The 5,569-nt window shown below is 66.8% G+C and carries 7 protein-coding genes; 4 read left to right on the forward strand and 3 right to left on the reverse strand.

Annotated elements, in window-relative coordinates; all coding sequences use genetic code 11:
• On the forward strand, positions 1-915 hold a 915-nt coding region (xerD, locus tag WBV89_RS20575), incomplete at its 5' end, for a site-specific tyrosine recombinase XerD (RefSeq protein ID WP_423983196.1).
• Positions 912-1,370, forward strand: coding sequence for a hypothetical protein (locus WBV89_RS20580; protein ID WP_423983198.1), 459 nt, complete (start codon positions 912-914; stop codon positions 1,368-1,370). The genes xerD and WBV89_RS20580, both read left to right, overlap by 4 nt.
• 460 nt (positions 1,371-1,830) lie before the next feature.
• Here the strand turns inward: WBV89_RS20580 and WBV89_RS20585 are convergent, their stop codons facing one another.
• The 3 genes from WBV89_RS20585 to trpS are packed head-to-tail and all read right to left on the reverse strand — an operon-like array spanning position 1,831 to position 4,339.
• Positions 1,831-2,019 (reverse strand): hypothetical protein, encoded by a 189-nt coding sequence (locus WBV89_RS20585; protein ID WP_423983199.1) that lies wholly within the window; start codon positions 2,017-2,019, stop codon positions 1,831-1,833.
• Between the two features lie 21 nt (positions 2,020-2,040).
• A complete protein-coding gene (locus tag WBV89_RS20590; RefSeq protein ID WP_423983200.1) occupies positions 2,041-3,333 on the reverse strand; it encodes an MATE family efflux transporter in 1,293 nt (430 codons plus the stop codon).
• Between the two features lies 1 nt (position 3,334).
• On the reverse strand, positions 3,335-4,339 hold the full coding sequence (trpS, locus tag WBV89_RS20595; protein WP_423983201.1) for a tryptophan--tRNA ligase: 1,005 nt from the start codon (positions 4,337-4,339) through the stop codon (positions 3,335-3,337).
• 53 nt (positions 4,340-4,392) lie between these two features.
• Between trpS and WBV89_RS20600 the strand changes: the two genes are divergently transcribed.
• Together WBV89_RS20600 and scpB are read left to right on the forward strand one after the other, a co-directional pair.
• Complete coding sequence (locus WBV89_RS20600) at positions 4,393-5,175, forward strand: segregation and condensation protein A (protein ID WP_423983202.1); 783 nt, start codon at positions 4,393-4,395, stop codon at positions 5,173-5,175.
• A 42-nt stretch (positions 5,176-5,217) separates the two neighbouring features.
• Positions 5,218-5,569: SMC-Scp complex subunit ScpB (gene scpB, locus WBV89_RS20605; protein WP_423983203.1), on the forward strand; the 352-nt coding region annotated here is incomplete at its 3' end.

Consider the following 5,569-nt stretch of genomic DNA (forward strand, 5'->3'; position numbering starts at 1 on the left):
CTCCCGCTCGAGGCCGAGGAGTTCCTCGCCTGGATGCTCTCCGAGAAGGGACGCTCGGCCAACACCCTGGCGGCATATCGACGTGATCTGAACGCCTACTGCGCATGGCTCGACGAGCGCGGCGCCACCGTGCTCGATGTCGACCACGCGGCGTTGATCTCGTTCGTGGGCGAGCGCAAGGCGTCGGAGTCGGCCACGGCTTCGATCGCCCGTCAACTGGCGGCGATCCGCATGCTCCACCGGTACCTCGCGATCGAAGGCCTGCGTCCCGACGATCCGTCGGCCAACCTCGACGGCGTCAAGGTTCCGTCGGGTATTCCGAAGCCGTTGAGCGAGGCGCAGGTGACCAGTCTGCTCGATGCCGTGGTCGGCCACGACCCGATCGACCGTCGCGACCGTGCGCTGCTCGAGCTGCTCTACGCGACGGGTGCACGGATCTCCGAGACGGTCGGCCTGTCGATCGGCGACCTCGACCTCGACGGCCGACTGGTGCGGTTGTTCGGAAAGGGGTCGAAGGAGCGGATCGTCCCGTTCGGATCGTCCGCGGGACGAGCACTCGACGAGTGGTTCTCCGTGCGCGGCCGGGCACGACTCGTGCCCGACCGCTGGCCCCGTCGGGACGACGCCAGCGCGGTGTTCCTGAACACGCGGGGGAGTCGGCTGACCCGCCAGGCCGCATGGCTCGTGGTGAAGAAGTACGGCAGCCGCGCCGGGATCACCGACGACCTCTCACCACACGTGTTGCGTCACTCGTGTGCGACGCATCTGCTCGATCACGGGGCGGATCTGCGGGTGGTCCAGGAGATGCTCGGCCACGTGTCGATCTCGACGACCCAGGTGTACACCAGGGTCAGCCAGGAGCGCCTGTGGGAGGTCTACCGCTCCGCTCATCCACGGGCCAGACTGGACCGGTGAGCACACTCGGCGGACTGGTCGCCCATCCCTGGCATCTCGCCAGACGGTTCGTCACGTCGTTGTCACCCGCCGCGCCGTCGATCGAGGACGAGCAGTGGGCGGACGACCAATTGCTCCCGGGTGAGCGGGCGCTGTGGATCCACCTCTCGAATCAGGATCGGCGCCACAGCATCGCGGTCGCCCGCCGTTTCACGGCCGTTCGCGAGGGAGCGACACGCGCCGAGGTCGCGGGGGCGCTGCTCCACGACGTCGGCAAGATCGAGTGTGGGCTCGGCACGTTCGGCCGGGTCGCGGCGACGGTGCTCGGCCCGCGTACGGATCGATTTCGGGCGTATCACGATCACGAGGCGATCGGAGCCCGACTGGCGGCCGAGGCGGGATCCGACCCGGCGACCGTCGAACTGGTCGCCGAGGCCGGTCCCGCCTACGCCGTGCTCGGGGAGTGCGACTACTGATCGCACGGTCCCGGACTCGCTGTCCCGGTTCAATGTCGACGTTGGCGTGACCTGAACCGGTGACGCCCGCGGGCGGCGCGAAAGTCGCGCGACCGTTGGACGTCGGCACGGATCCGGGCGTGTCGCTCCCGGATCTCCGCCAGCTGGAATTCGTGGTTGAGTTGGTTGAACATCTGACGATGCCTTTCTGGTTGGGGATGGGGTGGGCTTCCCTGTCGGGGGAACGGAGCGCCTGATCGAGGGGTGGACCGCGACGTCCGGCACAGTGGCTGAGCACGGTGACCAGGCACGAAGGCTGAGAACGGTGACCTGGCACGATGATCGGCTGTTGCGGTCAGGCGATGGGGCGCGGACAGGCCATCGGGCGAGTCCCACGGGTGATGCCCGGATTCAGCGCGTCAGCTGAAGGTGGGCCGAGGCACACAGAGCATCGTCGCGATGATGTCGGGGTCCTGAGTCGTCATGTGTGCCTCCTTTCGAGAGCTTCGAGTTCTTCGTCTCGGATGTTCTTCTCGAGTTCTTCGAGTGGAGACACGATGCCGCAGAGGGCGACGTCGATGCAAGCGAGTTTCGGCGATACCGACAACAAGATCGAGAACGAGACCGAGAACGAGAACGAGAACGAGATCAAGAACACGATCGAGAACACGATCGAGAACGAGAAAGGGGTCTACGCCCTGCCGAGAACCGTGCGGGTCCGGTGTAGGTTGACCGCGGCCCGCAGCGACATCCACAGCAGCAGGCCGCCCCAGATCCCGACGATTCCGAGCGCCGGGAACATCAGCACGACGATTGCAACCGGGGTGACCGCGACGAGGTAGGCGAGCGCCGCCCGGCCCAGGAACCGGTAGTCGCCCGCCCCGATCAGGGAGCCGTCGGTGGAGAACGCCAGCGAGCCCGGGATCATCACCAACGCGAGGATCAGCAGACCGACGGTCGCACGGCTGATCACCAACGGGTCCGTGGTGAAGAGGCGCGCGACCACCGGGGCGGTCGCCCCCACGACGACGGCGAGGCCGAGCCCGATCCTGAGCGAGAGGCGTGCCGACCGGTCGGCGACGTCGGCGGCGCCCAACCCTCCCTTGCCCAGTTCCTCGGCGACGATCGTCTGGGCGGGGATCGCGAGCGCGTCGAGGGTCAGCGCGAGGAAGCTGAACATCGTCATCGTGATCGAGTAGGCCGCCAACGTCGCATCGTCGATCCGTGCAGCGACCGCAGTTGCTCCGGTGAACACGGCCATCATCGAGCCGACGCGCAGCAACAGGTGTCGCCCGGCGGCAACCAACGGAGCCATCTCGGACCATCGTGGACGTCGTGTCGGAGCCGCCGCGGTGTACGGACGCGTGCGTCGCCACAGGGCGACGCCGGCGAGTGCCTGCGCGACCACCGTGGACCAGGCTGCTCCGGCGATCCCGAGGTCGAATCCGAACACCAACACGACCTCGAGGACGACGTTGAGAACGTTGCTCAGCGCGAGCACGATCAGCGGCGAGCGGTAGTCGCTCGCACCGCGCTGTGTCCCTTCGGCCGCGAGGGTGATCAACACGAACGGCACGCCGATCGCCGAGATGCGCAGGTAGGTCGTGGCGAACGCCAGGACCTCCTCGCGCGCGCCGAGCAGCGATGCCAACGGTTCGGCGAAGATCGCCAGGAGCGGCGCCGCGATCAGCCCGATGATCAACGCGAGCCAGAAGGCCTGGACGCCGACGATCGCTGCACCGGCCCGGTCTCCCGATCCCAACCGGTTCGCGACCCGCTGGGTGGTCCCGTAGGCGAGGAAGTTCGACCCGCCGATCACGAGCGTCAGGATCGACACCGCGATCGCCACGCCACCGAGCTGTTCGGTCCCGAGTCGTCCGACGATCGCCGTGTCGACGAGTCGGTAGAGCGGTTCAGCGGCGAGGGCCCCCGCCGCGGGGAGCGCCAGCCGGAGGATTCTCCGGTCGGTGCTGGTCAGTTGCACGTCAGGCGGGAACCATGCCGATCGCGTCGTGGACGCGCTGCAACGTCACCGATGCCACCGCACGGGCCTTCTCGGCTCCCACTCGGAGCAGGCGGGCGAGTTCGCCGCGATCGTCCATCAGTTCGATGTAGCGGATCCGAATCGGATCGAGCGTGGCCACGACAGCTTCCCCGGTGGCGACCTTGAGGGCTCCGTACTGCTCGTAGTCGTCGGCCACGGCCTCGGGGGTGCGTCCGGTGACGGCCGCGTGGATCTCGAGCAGGTTCGCGACGCCGGGTTTGGCCGCCCGGTCGTAGCGCACCGCGTCGGGACCGGTGTCGGAGTCGGTGACCGCGCGCTTGAACTTCTTCATCACCGCAGCGGGTTCGTCGACGATGTAGACGCATCCGGCACCCGAATCCTCGGACTTCGACATCTTCGACGTCGGGTCCTGCAGGCTCATCACGCGTGCGCCGGCCGCAGGCGTCACCGCTTCGGGGAGCACGAACGTCTCGCCGAAGCGACGGTTGAACCGGATCGCGATGTCGCGGGTGATCTCGATGTGTTGGTGCTGATCGTTGCCGACCGGGACGTGGTTCGTGTCGTAGAGCAGGATGTCGGCGGCCATCAGCGTCGGGTAGGTGAACAGGCCGGCCGAGATGAACTGACCGTCGCGCTTGACCGACTTGTCCTTGAACTGCGTCATCCGGCTGAGCTCGCCGTAGGCGACGTTGCACTGCATGATCCACGCGAGTTGGCTGTGCTCGGCGACGTGACTCTGGGCGAACACGGTTGCATCGTCGGGATCGAGGCCGACGGCGAACAGCATCGCCGCGAGCGACAGGGTCGTCTCACCCACGATGCCGGGCTCCTCGGTGACCGTGAGCGAGTGCAGATCGACGATGCCGTGGAAGGCGTCGCACTCGTGTTGTCCACGGACCCAGTTCTGCAGCGCACCCAGGTAGTTGCCGAGGTGGACGTCACCGGTCGGCTGGATGCAGGACAGGACGCGTGTCGAGTTGCTCACGAGGCCCGACGCTATCCGTTGCCGACGAGCCCCGACCGGTAGGATTGGTGCTGATGGTCGATGTCGCAACCCCCGTGTACGAGGGACCCTTCGATCTCCTTCTCCAGCTGATCTTGAAGGAACAGGTCGACATCTACGAGATCAACCTGGCCCACATCGTAGATGCCTACCTCGTCGAACTCGACCGCATGCAGAACGAGAAATCGGTCGACCTCGACGTCACGACCGGCTTCCTGCTGATCGCGGCGACACTCGTCGACCTCAAGGCCCGCCGGCTGCTGCCGAACCAGTCCGACATCGACCTCGATGACGAACTGGCGCTGTGGGAGGAGCGCGACATGTTGCTCGCCCGGCTCCTCGAGGCGAAGACGTTCAAGGACGTCGCAACCGTGTTCTCACAGCTCGCCGACGATGCCGACCTGTCGTTCCCCCGTGCGGTCGGGCCCGACGAACGCTTCGTCGCCCTGATGCCGGACCTGCTCGAGGGAACCAGTGTCCGCAGCCTCCAACGTGCGGCGATCAAGGCCCTCACGCCGCGTCCGGTGCCCGTCGTCGACCTCTTCCACGTCGATCCGATCCGCGTCACCGTCGCCGACGCCGTCGACGAACTGCTCGACGAACTCCCGCGTGTCGGACGGATCTCGTTCCGTCGGCTGACCGCTGACCTCGCCGACCGGATCGAGGTCATCGTCCGGTTCCTCGCGGTGCTCGAGCTGTTCAAGCAGGGGGTCGTCGAGATCGAGCAGGCCGATCGATTCGGTGACATCGAGGTGCGCTGGGCACCCGCTGACGGTGTCGACACCGACGCGATCCTGATCGACGTCTATGACGGCTGACATGACGGCTGACATGACGGCTGAGAACGACGGCTGAGGAACATGACCGACGAGTTCATCGACGACAACGAACGAGCCGCGCGGATCGCCGGATATCAACGCGCGATCGAGGCGATCGTGCTGGTGTCCCACGACCCGGTTCCCCACGAGCTGCTGGCGCAGCTGATCGAACAGCCGACCGTGCTGATCGAACAGTGGTGCGACGAACTCGCTGAGCGGTATCAGCTGGCCGGCCACGGTTTCGAGCTGGTCCGCGTGGCCGGCGGCGTCCGCTTCCAGACCGCATCGGACCTCACCCCGTACGTCGAACGTTTCCTGCTGCACGACCAACGTGCCCGGCTGTCCGGTGCCGCGCTCGAGACGCTGGCGATCGTCGCGTACAAGCAGCCGATCT

Source organism: Ilumatobacter sp. (assembly GCF_049588435.1).
In the GTDB taxonomy this organism is placed as follows: Bacteria; Actinomycetota; Acidimicrobiia; order Acidimicrobiales; family Ilumatobacteraceae; genus Ilumatobacter_A.